Below are 20004 nucleotides of genomic sequence, written 5' to 3' on the forward strand. Positions count from 1 at the left end.
CGAAGTTCCGGCGAACATCTGCGTTCACCACGCGGCGCGCGGCCGACCGAGCGGCTTACTCAGGGAGTTCCGGCGACTTCCGGCACCGGCTGCGGACCACGCAACCGCAACCGCCGTATCAGCCACAACGCCGGCAGCGCGATCGCCCACACCACCACGATCACCGACAGCGCGGGCACGATCGCCACCCGCGCGTCCCGACCGGCGACCCGCACGAGTTCGGGATCGGCCCGGCTGTATTCGACGTTGATGCGTTCACCGGCCGTGAGCCTGGTGGGGTACAACACACCGAGGCGGGGATTGCGGGTCACGCCGTCGGGAGTGACGAATGTCACCGCCGAACGCAGCCGACCCGCCGAGAGCACCTCCGCACTGGCCACACCCTTGTCCGAGGTGATCAGCACGTCGTCGCGCCAGGCCGCCAGGACCAGCAGCACCGCCAGCGCGCTGATCGCCGTCGCCGCGATGAGCACACCGATCCGAATCCGTCGCAGACGCCGCGTACGCCGATGTGCGGACTGACTGTTCTCCGACACGACTTCAGGCTATTGCATCGCTCCGATAGCGTGTGCGCCCATGTCCCGAAAATTCAGCTTCACCGTGTCTTACAGCGTCCCGGTCGCGGAGCTCCACCGGGCGATCACCAGTGACGAGTTGTGGCAGGACCGTTTCGACGGCGCGGCCACGGCCACCCTGGACCTGGCTCACGACGACGGCCCCGGCACCATTCGCGTGCACATGACCGAAACCGCACGGCCGGACAAGATTCCGGCGCTGGTGCGCAAGGTGCTCAAGAACGATCTGGTGGTCGAGCGCACCGACAACTGGGGACCGCTCGAGGGTGACACCGCCCGGGGCGTGTTCTCGGGCACGTCGCAGGGCATCACCACCAAGATGTCCGGGACCTACGAGATGCGATCCGCCGCAACGGGTTCGGAGATCGTGGTGTCCGGCGCCGTCGCGGTGAAGGTGCCGCTGGTCGGTGGCGCGATCGAGCCGCTGGCGGAACAGTTGCAGCACCGCGTGATCGAGAGCGAACGCAAGTTCATCGAGAAGTGGTTCGCCGCCAAGGCCGACGCCTGAGTCGCTGATCCGGGCCGAAAACCTTGCATGCGAGCGGATTTCGAGTGCTCGCATGCAAGGCGTCGCGCGGCGGTGTGCGGGTCTCACGCGGCGGTGCGCGAAAAGCCCTGCGGCGGCGCTACTGCGCGCCCGGCCCGAAGTCGCCGCCGTCGAATTCCTTGGGCTCCACCAGCACCAGCCAGTTGCCGGAGTTGTCGCGGATGATCGCCTCGACCCCGTACGGCCGATCCGACGGCGGCTGCACGAATTCCACGCCCTTGGCCGTCAATTCCTCGTACGCCTTGTGGCAGTCGTCGGTGCGCAGCCCCAGCCCGCCGTTGGTGCCGTTGGCCAGCGCGCGCCGAATCGCCTCCGCCACATCCTCGGCCAGCGGCGGACCCGGCGCCATCAGGGTGATCTCCAGCTCCCGATGATCCGGGTGGGCGATGGACACCCAGCGGAAACCGTTGTCCCCCATGGTGATATCGGTCATCTCCACGAAGCCGAGCTTCTCGATGTACCAGTTCTTCGCCGCGGTCTGATCGGTGACGTGCACGGTGACCAGAGACACATTGGTGATGGTTGTCATGTCACCAGGCTATGAGCTCGAAGCAGCCGAGCGCTTCTCCGAAATTGCTGTGTCGCGTCTGCGGGTCTCGGTTCACGCCGGAATATTCGTGCCCTGCGTGAATCGACGACCCGTTCCCTCGGGACCGGTTGCAGTACGCCGATTGTCGCTGCGCTTTCAGATGCGTTTCCGGTCCGAGAGTCCGTGCATGAAGACGTAGCAGCCCGGGATGCGCGGCATCCCCTCGGCGACGAATTTCGCCTGGTAGGCCGACGGCGACATGCCGACCAACTCGGTGAATTTACGACTGAACGACCCGAGGCTGCTGTATCCGACCAGCATGCACACCTCGGTGACCGTCACATTGGTCGCGCGCAGCAGATCCTGGGCCCGCTCGATCCGGCGTTCGGCCAGGTACAACGCCGGAGTCCGGCCGTAGGTCGCGGCGAAACAGCGCAGGAAATGGTATTTCGACACCCCGGCCGCGGCGGCCAGACCGTCCAGGTCCAGCGGTTCGGCGTAGTGCCGGTCGGCCAGATCGCGGGCCCGGCGCAGGTGGGGGAGCAGGTCCTCGGGGACCGTTCGCGGCTGCTCGGCCATACCGCCTCCTCGCTCTCCCGCCCCGCGATCAGCTGAACGGGGTCGGCTCGTCGAAGCGCATGGAGGCGCGGCCCGCGGTGCGCCACAGCCGGGCGGTCAGATCCGCGTCCTCCTCGCTCACCAGATTGCCCATCACTCGAACCGCGGTGCGCTGCAACAGCTTCGAACGCATCATCGGCGGCCCGCCGGTCGGCACCATGCGCGGATGGGTGGCCATGGCCGCGATCCGGCGCGCGACGGAGAAGGTGCGGCCGTAGCGGGCGCGCAGCAGATCCGGCCACAGCGTGGTCAGATCCGGTTCGTCGAGCAGTCCGGCCAGCAGGTGCCCGCCCTCGAGGCCGTAGTCGATGCCCTCGCCGTTGAGCGGATTGACGCAGCCCGCCGCATCGCCGACCAGCGCCCAGTTGCGCCCGCTCACCCCGGAGACCGCACCGCCCATCGGCAGCAGCGCCGAGGCGACCGCGCGGGCCTCGCCGTCGAACTGCCATTCCTCCCGGCGCAGCGAAACATAGTGTTGCAGAAGCGGTTTCAGGGAAATGTGGGACGGCCGGTGTTCGGTGGCCAGTGAGCCGACGCCGATGTTCACCTCGCCGTTGCCCAGCGGGAACACCCAGCCGTACCCGGGCACCAGCGTGCCCTCGGCGTCCCGCAGTTCCAGATGCGAGGTGATCCACTCGTCATCGCTGCGCGCGGAACGGATGTAGGCGCGCGCGGCCACCCCGTAGGCGAACCGGCGATGCCAGGTCCGGCCCAGCAGCTTGCCCACCGGGGACCGCACCCCGTCCGCGACGATCAAAGTGCGACAGGTGATTTCGCGCGTCCCCGCATCGGTGCGCACGCTGACGCCGGTCACTCGATCGCCCTCGCGGGCAACCTCCGCCACCCGCGCCCCGTCGACCATCCGCGCACCCCACTTGACAGCGGTCTCACGCAGTTTGTCGTCGAGTTCGAGCCGCGGCACCGCACTCCCGTAGCTGGGAAACGACCCGCCCGGCCACGGCAGCAGCGCCTCGCGCCCGAACCCGCCCATCCGCAGCCCGCGATTGACCGTGTGCGCCCGCAGCCAGTCGCCCAGGCCCAGATGTTCCATCTCCGCGGTGGCGCGCGGGGTCAGCCCGTCGCCGCAGGTCTTGTCGCGCGGGAAGACCGCGGCATCGGTGAGCAGCACGTCGTGCCCGGCGCGCGCGGCCCAGGCCGCCGCCGCCGACCCCGCCGGTCCCGCGCCCACGACCAGCACGTCGGCATGTGCGGGCAGCGCGTGCGGCACGCGCTCGCCCCCGCTGGTGGCATCCGGTGAACCCATGCACCCCATCCTGACAGGGTCGTACGGACGCCGTCGACGCGCCGGGTCGCGACGGCCGAGCGGGGGTGGCAGTCGTGACCGGTCGTACGGCCTGCGCCGGCCGTACGAGCGAGTCGGGTTGGAGCCGATGACCGGTATGGCGGATGTTGCGGTGGCTCGTGCCGCGAGTCGTATCCGCCGATACCGGGCAACGGACAACGGGTAACGCCGAGCGACGCCCGAGCCGTGTCGAGGCGCGACCGGCCCGTGTGAGCGGCGCGGGCGGGGGTGCGGCGGTGTCGGATTCGTCCCACAATGGCGATGTTGTGATGGTGTTCATGGGTACCCGGAACCCGACACGCTAGGTTGTGGGGCGTGGGGACGGACGCGGCATTGGGAGACGACATGAGTGCATCGGCGATCAGCGATGAGAGCACGGTGGTGGCCGGGGTGGATCTCGGCGACCACGAGCTCGCGTCGACCGTGCGCAACGGTCTGGTCGAGGTCGAGAAACTGCTGATCGCCGAGCTGTCCGACGGGGCGGAGTTCCTCCAGGAGGCGGCGCTGCACCTGGCGCGCGCGGGCGGCAAGCGGTTCCGGCCGCTGTTCACCATCCTCACCGGACAGCTGGGCCCGCGCCCGACCGATCCGGATCTGATCACCGCGGGCACCGTCATCGAACTGGTGCATCTGGCCACGCTCTACCACGACGACGTCATGGACGAGGCCCCGATGCGACGCGGCGCGCCGAGCGTGAACTCGCGCTGGGGCAACAGCGTCGCCATCCTGTCCGGCGACTACCTGTTCGCGCACGCCTCCCGGCTGGTGTCCACCCTCGGCCCCGACGCGGTCCGCATCATCGCCGAGACGTTCGCCGAACTGGTTACCGGCCAGATGCGAGAAACGTTGGGCGCCAAGCAATCCCAGGATCCGGTCGAACACTATCTGCGGGTGGTGTGGGAGAAGACCGGTTCGCTGATCGCCGCCTCGGGGCGTTTCGGCGGCACCTTCTCCGGCGCGGATCGCGAACACGTGGAGCGGGTGGCCCGCCTCGGCGACCTGGTCGGCACCGCCTTCCAGATCTCCGACGACATCATCGACATCTCCTCGGCCGCAGAGGAATCCGGCAAGACCCCCGGCACCGACCTGCGCGAGGGCGTGCACACCCTGCCCGTGCTCTACGCCCTGCGCGACGAGGGCCCCGACGGCGACCGCCTGCGCACCCTGCTGGCCCACCCCCTGCAGACCGACGAAGAGGTCACCGAGGCCCTGGACCTGCTGTCCCGCTCCCGGGGCATGGTCCTGGCCAAGGAGAAACTCCAGAGTTACGCCGACCTCGCCCAGGCCGAACTCGACGCCCTCCCGTCCGGCCCCGCCAACGCCGCCCTCGAACGCCTGGTCCGCTACACCATCGAACGTTCGGTATAGCGGACCCTCGCGCGTATTCGCCATACCCGAAGGCATGCGGCTGGGCCGATATCGGGCGCCCGTGAGCCGAAACACACTCTCGCCGTCGAAAGTGCTGCTCGGAACTCCGAGTGGGCCCCGCATCGTTGACCTGGTGTAACGATAATGAGCGACGGGGTAGGTGAGATGGAGGACCGGCCATGCACGGTGGGTATGCGAACGGGCTGAAGACGTTCGGCCTGATGGTCGGTATGTCGGCGCTGATCGTGTGCATCGGCGCGCTGTTCCGCAACCCCGCGATCCTGGTGATCGCGATCCTGCTGGCCGTCGGCATGAACGCCTACGCCTACTTCAACAGTGATCGGCTGGCGCTGCGGGCGATGCACGCGCAGCCGGTCTCCGAACTCGAGGCCCCGGTCATCTACCGGATCGTCCGCGAACTGGCGACCACGGCGCGCCAGCCCATGCCGCGGCTGTACATCAGCCCCACGGCCGCGCCGAACGCCTTCGCCACCGGCCGCAACCCCCGGCACGCCGCGGTGTGCTGCACCAGCGGCATCCTGCAACTGCTCGACGAACGCGAGTTGCGCGCGGTGCTGGGCCACGAGCTCTCGCACGTCTACAACCGCGACATCCTGATCTCCTCGGTCGCCGGCGCGCTGGCCGCGGTGATCTCGGGCCTGGCCAACCTGGCCTTCTTCGCGGGCCTCGGCGGCGGCAATCGGGACGGCGAGGGCCCGAATATCCTTGGCGTACTTCTGGTTTCGCTACTCGGCCCGATCGCCGCGACGCTCATCAAACTGGCCGTCTCGCGCTCGCGGGAGTACCAGGCCGATCAGGACGGCGCGCAACTCACCGGCGATCCGCTGGCCCTGGCCTCGGCCCTGCGCAAACTCGAACGCGGGGTGGCGGCCGCCCCGCTGCCCCCAGAACCGCGGCTGACCGCCCAATCGCACCTGATGATCGCCAACCCGTTCCGCGCCGGCGACCGCATGGCCCGCATGTTCTCCACCCACCCCCCGATGGCCGAGCGCATCGCCCGCCTCGAAAACATGGCGGGCGGTCCCAGACGCTACTGACCCCGGCGCTAGCGGTAGTTGACGAACTGCAACGCCAGATCGAAATCCGCGCCCTTGAGCAGCGCGATGACGGCCTGCAGGTCGTCCCTCTTCTTGCTGCTGACCCGCAGCTCCTCGCCCTGGATCTGCGCCTTGACGCCCTTGGGGCCCTCGTCGCGGATCTTCTTGGCGATCTTCTTCGCGTTCTCGGTGGAGATGCCCTGCACCAGCGTTCCGGTGATCTTGTACGTCTTCCCGGACGCCTGCGGCTCCCCGGCGTCGAACGCCTTGAGCGAGATGTCGCGGCGGATCAGCTTCTCCTTGAACACGTCCAGCGCGGCCTTGACCCGCTCCTCGGCCTCGGCGGTGAGCACGATCTTCTCCTCACCGGACCACTCGATGCTCGCGCCGGTGCCGCGGAAGTCGTATCGGGTCGAGAGCTCCTTGACCGTCTGGTTGAGGGCGTTGTCGACCTCCTGACGGTCGACCTTGCTGACGACGTCGAATGACGAATCGGCCACACTGCGCTCCTGTCTCGCGAATTCCGGCTTCGACGCTAGTGCCGTGCGGCCCGCGCCGCCACTAGCCGCCGAGCGCCCGACGCTACCCCCGCTGGCCTGCCGGTTTGCATCCAGGGGCCCTGATCGTTGTATTCTGCTCAGCGCGCTTACGCAGCGTGTATGGCGGATTGCCCGAGCGGCCAAAGGGAGCTGACTGTAAATCAGCCGCGCAAGCTTCGGAGGTTCGAATCCTTCATCCGCCACACTCTCAGGGCCCTCTCCGAATCGGGGAGGGCCCTGAGTCGTTTCCGGGAATTCTGTGAGATGTCGGACTGCCGTTGTGCGCCACGGTGTGCGGCTCCGGTTCCGGTGCGCGGACGATGGCTGTGCGGATCGTCGAAAATCGGCTCTGAGCTGCCGGTTTGGTAAGTCTGCGGTGCAGTGTGTACTCTCGTTCAAGGCTTCAGCGCCCCGGGTGCGAGTGATCGCGATCAGGAGCGCAGGTAGCCATGCCCCCTTAGCTCAGTCGGCAGAGCGTTTCCATGGTAAGGAAAAGGTCAACGGTTCGATTCCGTTAGGGGGCTCGCCGGATTGCCGGTGGTAGCCGACGGCATCTCCAGGGTCAGGCGCCATCGCAAGCCGACTCGTATGGCGGTGTAGCTCAGTCGGTAGAGCAAACGACTCATAATCGTTGTGTCGCCGGTTCAAGTCCGGCCATCGCTACAAAGACCGATACCTCCCGTCAGGTAGACCGAAAGAAGGCAAATCGTGGCCGCGAAGTCCACAGATGTCCGGCCGAAGATCACCTTGGCCTGCGAGCAGTGCAAGCACCGCAACTACATCACCAAGAAGAACCGGCGCAACGACCCGGATCGGCTGGAGCTGAAGAAGTTCTGCCCGAACTGCGGTACGCACCGGGCTCACCGCGAATCTCGCTAATCCTCCACGCGTGCCACTGCCGCGTGCGACGACGGTGCGGCTGCGGGAAGCTCAGGTAGCTGCCAGGTCCCCGCGTATGTCGCAATTCGAGTCAGCCTTCGGTGCCGGAGCTGGGTGTGAACCCACTCCGGCATTTGGTGTATCCGCGGCAGTGTGTGCTTCGGCAGATCCCGTAGCGGGGTCAGATAGGGACATTCTTCCGTGACTACACAAGCCGGGACCACCGACACCGGAACCGACATCGTCGAGGAGTTCGATCCGGCCGCGCACGCGGCCGCGATGGTCGGCCACCACTACCGCGTCGACGACTACTACGAGGTCGGCCGTGAGAAGGTGCGCGAGTACGCCCGCGCGGTGCAGGACTACCACCCGGTGCACTGGGACGAGGATGTCGCCCAGGAATACGGTTACGACGGTCTGCTGGCCCCGGTGACGTTCATCTCGCTGGTCGGAATTCTGGCGCAGCGCAAGCTGTTCGAGCAGGTCGTCACGGGCTACGACCTGAGCCAGATCATGCAGACCGACCAGATCCTGGAATTCCACCGGCCGATCCGGGTCGGCGATCAGCTGGTCTGCGACGTCTATCTGCACTCGTTCCGGCAGGCGTTCGGTGGCGACATCATCGTCACGAAGAACATTGTCACCTCGCGCGACGAACTGGTCCTGACCACCTACACCACCCTGGTCGGCCGCAGCGGCGGCGATGTCGACCCGAACATCGCCCAGGCCGTGCGCAACGTGCTGATGCACGGCATCGGCGAGGCGCCGGGCCATCACCCGCGCACCACCCCGCCGGTCACCGCGCCGCCCGTGCCGGTCGCCACCGTCCCCGAACTCGCGGCCAGTACGCACGCGGTGCGTTTCGAGGACGTCAGCGTCGGCGACGAACTGCCCACGCGCGTGGTCCGGCTGACCCGCGGCGATCTGGTCAACTACGCCGGCGTCTCGGGCGATGCGAACCCGATCCACTGGAGCGACGAGATGGTCAAGCTCGCCGGCCTGGACAACGTGGTCGCGCACGGCATGCTCACCATGGGCCTGGGCGGCGGTTTCGTCACCTCCTGGCTGGGCGATCCGGGTGCGATCAAGGAGTACAACGTCCGGTTCACCAGCCCGGTCTACGTGGCGGCCGACGAGCCCGCGGAGATCGAGTACACCGGCAAGATCAAGTCGGTCGATCCGGAGACTCGGACCGCGGTGGTCGCGATGGTCGCCAAGTCCGCCGGACGCAAGATCTTCGGGCGCGCGACCGCGACCGTGCAGCTGGCCTGACCCGCGTCAGCAGCGCGGATCGGGTGGTCGCGGTGGCCCCGGGACCCGGATTGGCGGTGCGAGGGGGGCGTACCGTACACTCGGAAATCTGGGGACACCAGCCGCTGCGCGCTGCTCCGAACGGGCCGGTTCCGGGCGGATTTCCGCCGGTGCCGGAACACCACAGGGGTGGCGCGCGTCTCGTGTGGCCACCCGGGTACAACTGAATGATCACCGTGCCGGATCAGTCCGGTCGAAGGGGTGTAGCTCAATTGGCAGAGCAGCGGTCTCCAAAACCGCAGGTTGCAGGTTCAAGTCCTGTCACCCCTGCAAGATGCCCAGCGACGAGAGAGGATCGACGTGTCCGATGACGATGACACCCGCGCGGTGAGTCGTCCGACCGGTAAGCGGTCGTCTCGGCGAGCTCGTTCCGGTTCCTCGGATCACGAGACGGGTTCCGTCGCGACGATCGAGCGCTCCGGTCGGGACGAAGGGTCGCGCAAGGCGGCCAAGTCTTCCGGCAAGAAGGCCGGTGGCGGTATGGGTAATCCGTTCAAACGCCTGGTGAAGTTCCTGAAGGAAGTCGTTCAGGAACTGCGCAAGGTGATCTGGCCCAGCCGCAAGCAGATGGTCACCTATACGACGGTGGTCCTGGTGTTCGTGGTCTTCACGGTCGCGTTCATCTCGTTGCTGGATCTGGCGTTCAACTGGGGCGTCAACTGGCTGTTCGGCTAGTCGGCCGTCGGCGTGGGTGACAGATTTCCCACGTGCATGGTGCGGATGTCATCTGCGGTGATTCGACGTCCGGAACGCAGAGGAAGTTAGTGACGACACAGGAAGCGAGTGCGCAGTGAGCACCCCGGAGAACGGCACAACCGAGGAATTCTTGGTCGACGACGTGGCGGACGAGTTCGCCGCGACGGAGGTCGAGGAGTCCGCGGAGTCCGCCCCTGAGGCCGCGCCCGCCGAGGAAGCCCCTGTCGACGAGGAAGTCGATCCCGTCACCGCGATGAAGGCCGCGCTGCGTCGCGCGCCGGGCGACTGGTACGTCATCCACTCCTATGCCGGTTACGAGAACAAGGTCAAGGCCAACCTCGAGACCCGCGTGCAGAACCTCGGACTCGAGGACTACATCTTCCAGGTCGAGGTGCCGACCGAGCAGGTCACCGAGATCAAGAACGGCCAGCGCAAGAACGTGCAGCGCAAGGTGCTGCCCGGCTACATCCTGGTCCGGATGGATCTGAACGACGAGTCGTGGGGCGCGGTCCGCAACACCCCCGGCGTCACCGGATTCGTCGGCGCCACCTCGCGCCCGTCGCCGCTGTCGATCAACGACGTGGTGAAGTTCCTGGTCCCGGCCGATCAGCAGCAGAAGAAGCCCGCCGCCGCGGCCGCCACCGGCGCCGAGGCCGCCGCCGCCGAGCCGCTGACCAAGCCCACCATCGAGGTCGACTTCGAGGTCGGCGAGTCGGTGACCGTCATGGACGGCCCGTTCGCGACGTTGCCCGCCAGCATTTCCGAGGTCAACGCCGAGCAGCAGAAGCTCAAGGTGCTGGTGTCGATCTTCGGTCGCGAGACTCCGGTCGAGCTGGCGTTCACGCAGGTCTCGAAGATCTGATTCGCGCGGGGGCGATTTCGGGCCCCCGCCAGCGTTCGACTACACTTGCCGGGTTGCGCCTCGGCCGACCGTATTTCTCGTGCGGTCGAAATCTGCCGGGGCGTTCATCCGGATAAGGCTTACGGGAATCCGTAGGGAACCTAACCAAGGAAGAAAGATGCCCCCGAAGAAGAAGAAGGTTTCTGGGCTCATCAAGCTCCAGATCCAGGCCGGTGCCGCGAACCCGGCTCCGCCGGTCGGCCCCGCGCTGGGTCAGCACGGCGTCAACATCATGGAGTTCTGCAAGGCGTACAACGCCGCGACCGAGTCGCAGCGTGGCAACGTCATCCCGGTCGAGATCACGGTCTACGAAGACCGCACGTTCGACTTCAAGCTGAAGACCCCGCCCGCCGCTCGGCTGCTGCTCAAGGCCGCCGGTGTGCAGAAGGGCTCGGCCGAGCCGCACAAGACCAAGGTCGCCAAGATCACCATGGACCAGGTCCGGGAGATCGCCAAGACCAAGCAGGAAGACCTGAACGCCAAGGACATCGACCAGGCGGCGAAGATCATCGCGGGCACCGCCCGTTCGATGGGAATCACCGTTTCGGACTAGTCGCGGCTTTCGCGCGGTACACATCGCGCTCGATCCCCGCGCTGTTTACATCGCGCTCGATCCCCGCGCAGTGGGAGGGATGGCCAGTCCCGCTACCACTTCTGACTCCAGAACAGGACAGATAATCATGGCAAAACGAAGCAAGGCATATCTCGAGGCGGCCGCCAAGGTCGACCGCTCCGCGCTGTACTCCCCGCTGTCGGCCGCGCGCCTGGCGAAGGAGACGGCCACCACGAAGACCGACGCCACCGTCGAGGTCGCCGTGCGCCTGGGTGTGGACCCGCGCAAGGCCGACCAGATGGTCCGCGGCACCGTCAACCTGCCGCACGGCACCGGTAAGACCGCTCGCGTCATCGTGTTCGCGGTCGGCGACAAGGCCGCCGAGGCCGAGGCCGCCGGTGCGGACGCCGTGGGCGCCGAGGATCTGATCGAGCGCATCCAGGGCGGCTGGCTGGACTTCGACGCCGCGATCGCCACCCCCGACCAGATGGCCAAGGTCGGCCGCATCGCGCGTGTCCTGGGTCCGCGTGGTCTGATGCCGAACCCGAAGACGGGCACGGTCACCCCCGATGTGACCAAGGCCGTCAACGACATCAAGGGCGGCAAGATCAACTTCCGCGTCGACAAGCAGGCCAACCTGCACTTCGTGATCGGCAAGGCGTCCTTCGACGACGCCAAGCTGGTGGAGAACTACGGCGCCGCGCTCGAGGAGATCCTGCGTGTGAAGCCCTCCACCGCGAAGGGCCGCTACGTCAAGAAGGTGACGATTTCGACGAACACCGGACCGGGCATCCCGGTGGACCCGAACCGCACCCGCAACCTCACCGAAGAGGACGCGTAGTCGCACAGGTCGCACGCTGAATCATCAACGGCCGGTACGGTTTTCCGTACCGGCCGTTGGCGTTCGTGGATCGAGGTTGACCGACGGTGCGCTTGCGCGTTCGGCGAGATTACGTTCTGCGTAAAGGTTGTGCTAGCCTGGACGACGGTCATTGACCAGTTCAGTGATCACCCCCAATCGTTCTACCGAAGACCGTTGGTCGTTGTCGGTGCTTTTGAGTGCTGGCGACTGAAGGTCCGGCGATATTGCCGGCGGCCCACGCAGGGAGAGCCGAGGTCGGGAAGCCGTGAGTCCCTGTGGAATTCACGATGTTTCTTGTGCGCCCCGGAACGCTCTGCGTCCGGGGCGTTTGCTTTGTCTCCGGCCCTCGCGGTGTTCGGTCGTTCATTACGAACCGATACCCCTGAGAGGAGGCGAAGTATGGCAATCCAGTGGAAGCACGATCAGGTCGAAGAGATCACCAAGCAGTTCCAGGACGCGACCGCCACCGTGATCACGGAATACCGTGGTCTGTCCGTCGGTAAGCTCACCGAGCTGCGGCGTGCCCTCGGCGACAACGCCACGTACTCCGTCGCCAAGAACACCCTCGTGAAGCGCGCTGCCGCCGACGCGGGTGTCGAGGGCCTGGACGAGCTGTTCGTCGGGCCGACCGCGATCACCTTCATCCACGGCGAGCCGGTCGACGCCGCCAAGGCGCTCAAGACCTTCGCCAAGGACAACAAGGCGCTGGTCATCAAGGGCGGGTACATGGACGGCGCGCCGCTGTCCGTGACCGAGGTCGAGAAGATCGCCGACCTGGAGTCCCGCGAGGTGCTGCTGGCCAAGCTGGCCGGTGCCATGAAGGGCAACCTCACCAAGGCCGCGGGCCTGTTCGCCGCGCCCGCCGGACAGGTTGTGCGCCTGTTCGCCGCGCTCGAGGACAAGCAGCGTGCCGCCGGCGGCGAATCGGCTCCGGCCGATGCTGCCGAATAACCAACCACCCCAACACTTTTCCCGTTCGCGCGGGAAGACCCCACTGAAAGGAGGCCACCATGGCCAACGTTGACGAGCTGCTGGAGACCATCGGCGGCATGACCCTGCTCGAGCTGTCGGACTTCGTCAAGAAGTTCGAGGAGAAGTTCGAGGTCACCGCTGCGGCTCCGGTCGCCGTGGCCGCCGTCGCCGGTGGCGCCGCTCCGGCCGAGGCCGCCGAGGAGCAGGACGAGTTCGACGTCGTGCTCGAGGGTGCGGGCGACAAGAAGATCCAGGTCATCAAGGTCGTGCGTGAGATCGTTTCGGGCCTGGGCCTGAAGGAGGCCAAGGACCTCGTCGAGTCCGCGCCGAAGTCGATCCTGGAGAAGGTCGCCAAGGACGCCGCCGAGGCCGCCAAGGCGAAGCTGGAAGAGGCCGGCGCCAAGGTGTCCGTCAAGTAATACTGTGTCTTCGGCCTCCGCTCCGCTCCGGCGGGTTTGCGGCGCCCGAAGGCTCACCGCCCGGCCCCGTGTCGGGCACTCGTTCCTCGCACCCGCCACGCGTCCGGGCGGCAAGCCGCGCCGCAAACACTGCGGTTGGCGTTGTCCGGAGTTGGCGGAACTGGGTGGACGAGGTGTTCCAGCCGGATTGTGAAGGCTGGTGCGCAGTTCTTGTTGTCGGCGGGCGGTTCCCCTTGTGGGGGCCGCCCGTTCGTCATATCTTCGGCGAGTCGTGGTGACCGAGCAGAGGCTCGGGTGCTTCGGGTTCGCCCAGGTCGGGACGCGGTCGAGAATAAACCGGAGTGTCTTGCTTCTTACTCGCGGGTAAGGGGGGATGGGAATGCCGGTTTACATGCGATACAGTGGCCGCACCCAGTGTGACGCGTCACATCGTGCTGTGTTGTATCGGCCCAGCGCTGGAGCGGTTTCGCCCCGAGCGTGACACGGCACGGGATCGCTCGTTGCAAAGAATATGTGGAGGTTGGCGTGGGCGTCGAGGTCCGGACCGAAGGTGTCACCAAATCCTTCGGCTCTCAGCGTATTTGGCAGGACGTCACCCTGACGCTGCCCACGGGGGAAGTCAGCGCTCTGCTCGGCCCCTCCGGTACCGGTAAGTCGGTGTTCCTGAAGTCGTTGATCGGTCTGCTGCGCCCGGAGCGCGGCTCGATCTTCATCGACGGCACGGATATCACGACCTGCTCCAACAAGGAGCTGTACGAGATCCGCAAGCTGTTCGGTGTGCTGTTCCAGGACGGCGCGCTGTTCGGGTCGATGAACCTGTTCGACAACACCGCGTTCCCGCTGCGGGAGCACACCAAGAAGAGCGAATCCGAGATCAAGAAGATCGTCATGGAGAAGCTCGAGCTGACCGGTCTGCTCGGTGCGGAGGGCAAGCTGCCCGGCGAGATCTCCGGCGGTATGCGCAAGCGCGCCGGTCTGGCCCGCGCGCTGGTGCTGGACCCGCAGATCATCCTCGTGGACGAGCCGGACTCGGGTCTGGACCCAGTCCGCACCACGTATCTGTCGCAGCTGCTGATCGATATCAACGCGCAGATCGACGCGACGATTCTGATCGTCACGCACAACATCAACCTGGCCCGTACCGTGCCGGACAACATCGGCATGCTGTTCCGCCGCCAGTTGGTCATGTTCGGCCCGCGTGAGGTCCTGCTGACCTCCGAGGAGCCCGTGGTCAAGCAGTTCCTCAACGGCCGCATGGTCGGCCCGATCGGCATGTCCGAGGAGAAGGACGAGGCGCAGATGGCTCGCGAGCAGGCGCTCGCGGAGGCCGGCCACTACGACAACGGCACCGAAGAGGTCGAGGGCATCATCCCGCAGATGAAGGCCACGCCCGGTATGCCCGTGCGGCAGGCCGTGGAACGGCGTCGTCGGCGCGTCATGGAGATCATGCACACCCTGCCGCATCAGGCCCAGGTGGCGATCCAGGAGTCGATGCAGGAGAACGGCGATACACAAGTTCTCCCGGCCTATTCCGGCAATCAGCAGGATTCGATGGGCAACGCGTTCGACGCCACGGTTCGACATAACACAACCAACGGGTAACATACGCTCCCGTGAATCAAACCCTGACGCGGCTGCGCACCCCGGTCGAGTCGGGTTTTGCCCAGGCGGGCAATATCTTTGCGCTGCTCATCAGCGTTGCGCGTAAGACATTCGTCCGGCCTTTCCAGTGGCGCGAGTTCATCGAGCAGTCGTGGTTCATCGCGAGTGTGTCGATCCTGCCCGCGTCCCTGGTGGCAATCCCGTTCGGTGCCGTCGTGGCGTTGCAGACCGGTTCACTGATCAAGCAGCTCGGCGCTGAATCCTTCACCGGCGCAACCAGTGTGCTGGCTACCGTGCAGCAGGCCGCCCCCGTCGTCACCGCGCTCATCATCGCGGGGGCGGCGGGTTCGGCCGTGGCCGCGGATCTGGGCTCGCGGACCATCCGCGAGGAGATCGACGCCATGGAGGTGCTGGGCATCGACCCGGTGCAGCGCCTGGTGGTGCCCCGGGTACTCGGCATGATGCTGGTCGCCCTGCTGCTCAACGGCCTGGTTTCGGTCGTCGGCATCTGCGGCGGCTATTTCTTCAACGTGATGTTGCAGGGCGGTACCCCCGGTGCCTATCTGGCGTCGTTCTCCGCGCTGGCTCAGCTGCCCGACCTGTGGATCGGTGAGATCAAGGCGCTACTGTTCGGTCTGCTCGCGGGCGTCATCGCCGCGTACAAAGGCTTGAATCCGAAGGGGGGACCGAAAGGAGTGGGTGACGCGGTGAACCAATCCGTGGTGATCACCTTCCTGGTGCTCTTCTTCGTCAATCTCGTATTGACGTTGGTGTACCTGCAGATCGTCCCGGCCAAGGGATCCTGACCATGGTTGTTTCACAGCGATCCGCCAAGAATTTTCGCCGGATCGGCGGTGTCCTACGGGCTCCCGTCGATGTCATCGACCGCGCCGGCGACCAGATGTCGTTCTATTCCAAGGCAATTGCGTGGATTCCGCGCACCGTCGTGCACTACCGCAAGGAGGTCATGCGGCTGCTGGCCGAGGTGACCTTCGGTTCGGGTGCGCTGGCGGTGATCGGCGGAACCATCGGCGTCGTCGTGATGATGTCGGCCTCGGTCGGTGTCGTCGTCGGCCTGCAGGGATTCAAGGCCCTCGATGCCCTGGGTTCTTCGGTCCTGACCGGATTCCTCACCGGGTACATCAATACCCGTGAGCTGGCCCCGCTGGTCGCGGCGCTGGCATTGTCCGCGACGGTCGGCTGTGGTTTCACCGCGCAATTGGGCGCGATGCGGATCTCCGAGGAGATCGACGCGCTCGAGGTGATGGCGGTGCCGGGGGTGCCGTTCCTGGTCACCACGCGGGTGATCGCCGGATTCGTGGCGGTGATTCCGCTCTACATCGTCGGCCTGCTGGGCACATTCGTGGCCTCACGGCAGATCAGCGTGTGGTTCGAGGGGCAATCCACGGGTTCGTACGACCACTATTTCAATTTGTTCCTGCCACCTCAGGACGTGTTGTATTCGTTCCTCAAGGTGCTGGTGTTCGCGTTCGTGATCATCCTGATCCACTGCTACTACGGATTCAACGCCACCGGCGGTCCGGCGGGCGTGGGTGTCGCGGTGGGACGCGCGGTGCGGGCGTCGATCGTGTTGATCAACGTGCTCGATTTCTTCCTGAGTCTGGCCATCTGGGGGACGACGACCACTGTGCGAGTAGCCGGATGAGCGGGTCAGGGCCGGAGGCGGCAGTGTGCGTAACCACGGAGGCCCCCCGAGCATCCAGGGTGGTGACCGCGTGAGCGCCGCCGGAATTCAGTTCTGGCGGTCCACGGAGAAATTGCGCACCCGCACGCTCGGTGTGTTGTTCTTCCTGGTGATGGCGCTTTTCCTGGGGACCACGGTCGCCATGTACAACAAGGCGTTCACCCCGGTGGTGAAGGTCGATCTGATCACCGACACGGTCGGCAACGCGTTGACACGCAATGCCGATGTGAAGGTGCGCGGCGTCACCGTCGGCGAGGTCCGGTCCAGTCAGCCGCAGGGCAGCAAGGTCACGCTGCATCTGGCGCTGGATCCGGGTAAGGCGCGGGAGATTCCGTCCAACGTCACCGCGCGGCTGCTGCCCAAGACGCTGTTCGGTGAGCGGTACGTGGATCTGGTGTGGCCGCAGGATCCGACCGGACATCTGACCGCCGGGCAGACCCTGCATCAGGACGCCAGCGGTAACGCCATCGAGGTCAGCCAGCTGCTGGACAGCGTGATGCCGCTGTTGCAGGCGATTCCGCCGCAGTATCTGGCCTCCACGCTGGGTGCGCTGTCGCAGGCGCTCGGCGGGCAGGGCCAGGAGCTCGGGCACACGGTCGACCGGCTGGACACGATCTTCCGCGGGCTCAACGGCGTCATGCCGACCCTGCAGGACGACATCCACAACTTCGCGACCGTCGCGGACACCTATGCCGACGCGCTGCCGCAGCTGGTCGACACGTTCGACAATCTGCGCACCCTCAACGCGACCATCGTGCAGAAGCGTTCGCAGATCGACACCCTGTACTCGACGCTGACGCCGACGTCGTCGCGGCTGGCCGATTTCCTGAAGGCCAACCACGACAACATCATCGACGTCGCCGCCGATTCGCGGGAGGCGTTGCAGCTGCTGGCCACCTATTCCCCCGAATATGCCTGCACCATGCGGAATTTCGCGCAGCAGAAGCCGCGGATCGATCAGCTCTTCGGCAAGGGCACCGATCTGCCGGGTTCGCGGGTCTCGGTGAAGCTGGTCAACACGCGCGGTCGGTATCTGCCGAATCAGGACGAGCCGCGCTGGTTCGACACCCGCGGGCCGGTGTGTTTCCCGGAGTATCCGCTGGGCACCGACGCTGGGCAGTATCCGACCGGTTCGGCCAACGACGGCTCGTATCAGCCGCCGTCCCGCAACCCGGGCAAGCAGAACATCGGCAAACTGCCGCCCGCGCAGTTCTCGGTCTTCGGCGCGCAGACGGCCTCGCTGGCCGGGTCGCCGTCCGAGGAGCACGCGCTGGGTGCGATCTATGCCGCGGCGAACGGGGTTTCGCCGAATCAGGTGCCCAGCTGGGTGAGCCGGATCGGCGCGCCCGCGCTGCGTGGGAGTGAGGTGAGTGTCAAGTGAGCGGATCGTTGCGAGGGCTCGGTGGGCCGCTGACCAAGCTCATCATCTTCGTCCTGGTCACGGTGCTGGCGACGGTGTTGCTCGGGTTGACCATCGCCAACTATTCCGGTGGCGGTACCGAGTTCAAGGCGCGTTTCAGCGATGTGACCTCGCTCAATCCGGGCGATGAGGTGCGCGTCGCGGGTGTGCGGGTGGGCAAGGTCACCAAGGTGTCGGTCGTGGATCACGACCAGGCGATGGTGAATTTCGAACTGACGGACCGGGATTGGCTGCCCGCCTCGGTGACCGCGACCATCCGGTACCGGAACCTGGTCGGCGAGCGGTACATCTCGCTCGAACAGGGCACCGGGCAGCAGGGACGGAAGTTGAACGCGGGCGGCACGATCGGGCTGGACCACACGCGTCCGGCGTTGAATCTGACCACGTTGTTCAACGGGTTCCGGCCGCTGTTCCAGACGTTGACCGCGGACGACGTGAACAAGTTGTCCTACGAGATCATCCAGGTGTTCCAGGGTGAGAAGGGCACCATCAGCGATCTGGTGACCAATACCGCGAGCCTGACCAACAAGATCGCCGACAAGGACGCGGTGATCGGGCAGATCGTCAAGAACCTCAACGCGATTCTGGATTCGGTGAACAAGAAGGACGGCGCGCTCAACGACCTGATCGTCAACACCGAGGCGCTGGTGAGCGGTCTGAGCGCCGAGCGCGGCACCATCGGCGCGGCGGTCAGCTCGCTGGGGAATCTGGCCTCGGCGACCTCGGATCTGCTGGTGCCGACGGTGCCGACGTTGCAGGGGTCGATCGCGGGCTTGAACCAGCTGACCGGCACGTTGAACGATCGGTCGCCCGAGGTGAACGAGGCGCTGACCAATCTGCCGATCAAGATGGAGAAGCTGGGTCGCGCCGCAAGTTACGGTTCGTGGTTCCAGTTCTATCTCTGCGGTATCGATATCGTCGCTGGTCCGGGTATGAAGGACGGCCAGCATCTGAATCTGCCCGCGAGTATGCCGACGGTGAATCAGCCGGTCTACACCAATCCCGCGCCGCGGTGCCATGGGAAGGGTGGTCGCTGATGGATGAGCGCAAGCTCCTGGGTAAGCCCGGCGCGGGCGGTCAAGGCCCGGAGGAGGCAGCGAGCGTAACCACGCAGGGCCTCCGCCCGCGCCGAAATGAGCGGAGCCCCGCGTTCATGGGCGGGCTGGGGCTGTTCCTGGTGTTGCTGGTCGCGGTGTCGGCGTTCTTCGTCGACCGGTTGCCGCTGATCGGCGCGGGCACCAAGTACACCGCCGAATTCTCCGAGGCCGCGGGGCTGAAGAAGGGGAACGAGGTACGCATCGCCGGGGTCAAGGTCGGTGATGTGCTCGATGTCGGGCTCGACGGCGATCGGGTGCTGGTCTCGTTCCGCACCAAGGACGCCTGGATCGGGAACGACACCACCGCCTCGATCCAGATCAAGACGGTGCTCGGGCAGAAATATCTGGCCCTGGATCCCAAGGGCACCCGCCCGGCGAATCCTTCGGATCGGATTCCCTTGTCGCGCACGGTATCTCCGTACGACGTGACCGAAGCGTTCCAGGACGCCGCGAAGGACATCGAGCAGACCGACACCGCGCAGCTGGCCAAGAGTATGCAGGTGCTCTCGGACGCGTTCTCCGAGACGCCGCCGGACATCCGCAACTCCATCGACGGTGTCGCGCGGTTGTCCGAGACCCTGGCCAAACGCGACGAGCAGCTCAAACAGCTCTTCGCGGCGACCAACAAGACGACCAAGGTGCTCGCCGATCGCAACGTCCAGTTCGAGCGTCTGCTCGCCAACGGCGGCCAGCTGCTGGCCGAGCTGAACATCCGGCAGCAGGCGATCGCGCAGCTGCTGACCGGCGCGAAAACCATTGCGACGGAACTGACCACGCTGGTGCACGACAACGAGCAGCAGATCGGCCCGGCGCTGACCAATTTGCAGAAGTCCATCGACATGCTCAACGACAATCAGCAGAACATCTCCAAGACGTTGACGCTGGCCGCGCCGTTCTACGGGCTGTACTCGAACGTGCTGGGTAACGGCCGCTGGTTCGACGCGGTCATCGTGAATCTGATTCCCCCGGCCCTGCCGGACGTCCCGGGCAACCGTCCGCCCATCCGGAACCTGGGAGGCCGCTGATGGAACCCGAGTTCGGGCAAGACAA

At 66.1% G+C, this 20004-nt stretch carries 22 protein-coding genes and 4 tRNA genes; 21 read left to right on the top strand and 5 right to left on the bottom strand.

Features of this window, described 5'->3' with window-relative positions; translation table 11 throughout:
* Positions 1-59 precede the first annotated feature (59 nt).
* The gene (locus NRB20_RS06610) at positions 60-536 is read right to left on the bottom strand and encodes a DUF3592 domain-containing protein (protein ID WP_319944554.1); all 477 of its coding nucleotides are present in this window, start codon (positions 534-536) and stop codon (positions 60-62) included.
* 40 nt (positions 537-576) lie between these two features.
* Between NRB20_RS06610 and NRB20_RS06615 the strand changes: the two genes are divergently transcribed.
* Entirely contained in the window at positions 577-1083 is a 507-nt protein-coding gene (locus tag NRB20_RS06615; RefSeq protein WP_153408402.1) for a DUF2505 domain-containing protein, read from the top strand.
* 118 nt (positions 1084-1201) lie between these two features.
* Here NRB20_RS06615 and NRB20_RS06620 read toward each other — a convergent pair whose 3' ends face one another.
* The 3 genes from NRB20_RS06620 to NRB20_RS06630 form a co-directional block, all read right to left on the bottom strand.
* Positions 1202-1651 carry a VOC family protein gene (locus NRB20_RS06620; RefSeq protein ID WP_153408404.1) on the bottom strand — a complete coding sequence of 150 codons (450 nt, stop codon included), beginning with the start codon at positions 1649-1651 and terminating at the stop codon, positions 1202-1204.
* 156 nt (positions 1652-1807) lie between these two features.
* A complete protein-coding gene (locus NRB20_RS06625; RefSeq protein ID WP_153408406.1) occupies positions 1808-2230 on the bottom strand; it encodes a helix-turn-helix transcriptional regulator in 423 nt (140 codons plus the stop codon).
* Between the two features lie 28 nt (positions 2231-2258).
* Positions 2259-3533, bottom strand: coding sequence for a geranylgeranyl reductase family protein (locus NRB20_RS06630; RefSeq protein WP_153408408.1), 1275 nt, complete (start codon positions 3531-3533; stop codon positions 2259-2261).
* A 384-nt stretch (positions 3534-3917) separates the two neighbouring features.
* Here NRB20_RS06630 and NRB20_RS06635 point away from each other — a divergent pair, with 384 nt between their 5' ends.
* Both NRB20_RS06635 and htpX read left to right on the top strand, forming a co-directional pair.
* A complete protein-coding gene (locus NRB20_RS06635) occupies positions 3918-4940 on the top strand; it encodes a polyprenyl synthetase family protein (RefSeq protein ID WP_153408410.1) in 1023 nt (340 codons plus the stop codon).
* A 179-nt stretch (positions 4941-5119) separates the two neighbouring features.
* Complete coding sequence (gene htpX, locus NRB20_RS06640; protein WP_153408412.1) at positions 5120-5998, top strand: zinc metalloprotease HtpX; 879 nt, start codon at positions 5120-5122, stop codon at positions 5996-5998.
* An 8-nt stretch (positions 5999-6006) separates the two neighbouring features.
* Here the strand turns inward: htpX and NRB20_RS06645 are convergent, their stop codons facing one another.
* Positions 6007-6498 (bottom strand): YajQ family cyclic di-GMP-binding protein, encoded by a 492-nt coding sequence (locus tag NRB20_RS06645; protein ID WP_319944555.1) that lies wholly within the window; start codon positions 6496-6498, stop codon positions 6007-6009.
* Positions 6499-6659: 161 nt separating this feature from the next.
* Between NRB20_RS06645 and NRB20_RS06650 the strand changes: the two genes are divergently transcribed.
* The 18 genes from NRB20_RS06650 to NRB20_RS06735 all read left to right on the top strand — a co-directional run bounded on the left by NRB20_RS06650 (position 6660) and on the right by NRB20_RS06735 (position 19979).
* Positions 6660-6740, top strand: a tRNA-Tyr gene (locus NRB20_RS06650).
* A gap of 248 nt (positions 6741-6988) precedes the next feature.
* Positions 6989-7061, top strand: a tRNA-Thr gene (locus NRB20_RS06655).
* 66 nt (positions 7062-7127) lie between these two features.
* Positions 7128-7200 (top strand) — tRNA-Met (locus NRB20_RS06660).
* Positions 7201-7245: 45 nt separating this feature from the next.
* Positions 7246-7416, top strand: coding sequence for a 50S ribosomal protein L33 (gene rpmG, locus NRB20_RS06665; RefSeq protein WP_011211653.1), 171 nt, complete (start codon positions 7246-7248; stop codon positions 7414-7416).
* 279 nt (positions 7417-7695) lie between these two features.
* Positions 7696-8688, top strand: a complete 993-nt coding sequence (locus NRB20_RS06670; RefSeq protein WP_153408815.1) for a fused (3R)-hydroxyacyl-ACP dehydratase subunits HadA/HadB — start codon at positions 7696-7698, stop codon at positions 8686-8688.
* A 236-nt stretch (positions 8689-8924) separates the two neighbouring features.
* A tRNA-Trp gene (locus NRB20_RS06675) sits at positions 8925-8997 on the top strand.
* Positions 8986-9402 carry a preprotein translocase subunit SecE gene (secE, locus tag NRB20_RS39235; protein ID WP_406603791.1) on the top strand — a complete coding sequence of 139 codons (417 nt, stop codon included), beginning with the start codon at positions 8986-8988 and terminating at the stop codon, positions 9400-9402. The genes NRB20_RS06675 and secE overlap by 12 nt, the downstream gene beginning before the upstream one ends.
* Before the next feature lie 115 nt (positions 9403-9517).
* Positions 9518-10285, top strand: a complete 768-nt coding sequence (gene nusG, locus NRB20_RS06685; protein ID WP_319944557.1) for a transcription termination/antitermination protein NusG — start codon at positions 9518-9520, stop codon at positions 10283-10285.
* 157 nt (positions 10286-10442) lie between these two features.
* Positions 10443-10877: a 50S ribosomal protein L11 gene (gene rplK, locus NRB20_RS06690; protein WP_153408416.1), complete on the top strand. Its 435-nt coding sequence runs from the start codon at positions 10443-10445 to the stop codon at positions 10875-10877.
* 127 nt (positions 10878-11004) lie between these two features.
* On the top strand, positions 11005-11718 hold the full coding sequence (gene rplA, locus NRB20_RS06695; RefSeq protein WP_153408418.1) for a 50S ribosomal protein L1: 714 nt from the start codon (positions 11005-11007) through the stop codon (positions 11716-11718).
* A 420-nt stretch (positions 11719-12138) separates the two neighbouring features.
* A complete protein-coding gene (rplJ, locus tag NRB20_RS06700) occupies positions 12139-12690 on the top strand; it encodes a 50S ribosomal protein L10 (protein ID WP_153408420.1) in 552 nt (183 codons plus the stop codon).
* Between the two features lie 59 nt (positions 12691-12749).
* The gene (gene rplL / locus NRB20_RS06705; protein WP_153408422.1) at positions 12750-13130 is read left to right on the top strand and encodes a 50S ribosomal protein L7/L12; all 381 of its coding nucleotides are present in this window, start codon (positions 12750-12752) and stop codon (positions 13128-13130) included.
* A 525-nt stretch (positions 13131-13655) separates the two neighbouring features.
* Positions 13656-14732 (top strand): ABC transporter ATP-binding protein, encoded by a 1077-nt coding sequence (locus NRB20_RS06710; RefSeq protein WP_319944558.1) that lies wholly within the window; start codon positions 13656-13658, stop codon positions 14730-14732.
* Positions 14733-14743: 11 nt separating this feature from the next.
* Complete coding sequence (locus NRB20_RS06715; protein ID WP_319944559.1) at positions 14744-15538, top strand: MlaE family ABC transporter permease; 795 nt, start codon at positions 14744-14746, stop codon at positions 15536-15538.
* Between the two features lie 2 nt (positions 15539-15540).
* Positions 15541-16398, top strand: a complete 858-nt coding sequence (locus tag NRB20_RS06720) for an MlaE family ABC transporter permease (protein ID WP_153408424.1) — start codon at positions 15541-15543, stop codon at positions 16396-16398.
* Positions 16399-16468: 70 nt separating this feature from the next.
* Positions 16469-17818 carry an MCE family protein gene (locus tag NRB20_RS06725; RefSeq protein ID WP_319944560.1) on the top strand — a complete coding sequence of 450 codons (1350 nt, stop codon included), beginning with the start codon at positions 16469-16471 and terminating at the stop codon, positions 17816-17818.
* Between the two features lie 8 nt (positions 17819-17826).
* Positions 17827-18894 carry an MCE family protein gene (locus tag NRB20_RS06730; protein WP_153408824.1) on the top strand — a complete coding sequence of 356 codons (1068 nt, stop codon included), beginning with the start codon at positions 17827-17829 and terminating at the stop codon, positions 18892-18894.
* 116 nt (positions 18895-19010) lie between these two features.
* Positions 19011-19979: an MCE family protein gene (locus NRB20_RS06735; RefSeq protein WP_153408826.1), complete on the top strand. Its 969-nt coding sequence runs from the start codon at positions 19011-19013 to the stop codon at positions 19977-19979.
* Positions 19980-20004: the final 25 nt, after the last annotated feature.

Source organism: Nocardia macrotermitis, from assembly GCF_009604405.1.
In the GTDB taxonomy this organism is placed as follows: domain Bacteria; phylum Actinomycetota; class Actinomycetes; order Mycobacteriales; family Mycobacteriaceae; genus Nocardia; species Nocardia macrotermitis.